Raw genomic sequence first — 224 nt, forward strand, 5'->3', positions numbered from 1 at the left:
TGAGTAGTGGCGAGCGAAATCGGAGGAGGCTAAACCTGGTCTGTGTGATACCCGGCAGGGGTTGCAGGTCAGGGGTTGTGGGACGTGTCTGGGTCGTCTGCCGGCGGTCCGACGTGTACGTGTTCTGGTAGTCGAAGTCGTGTTGAGTGCGACGGCGTAGAGGGTGTGACCCCCGTAGACGAAACTGGTTCATGGCGTGACGCTGTTCCCGAGTAGTACCGGAC

The 224-nt window shown here is 60.3% G+C and carries 1 rRNA gene; it reads left to right on the forward strand.

Annotation, left to right across the window (positions count from 1 at the left end):
• Positions 1–224 (forward strand): 23S ribosomal RNA (locus DBV08_RS32135); the annotation flags it as partial.

The sequence above is a fragment of the Rhodococcus sp. KBW08 genome (genome assembly GCF_003852455.1).
In the GTDB taxonomy this organism is placed as follows: domain Bacteria; phylum Actinomycetota; class Actinomycetes; order Mycobacteriales; family Mycobacteriaceae; genus Rhodococcus_F; species Rhodococcus_F baikonurensis.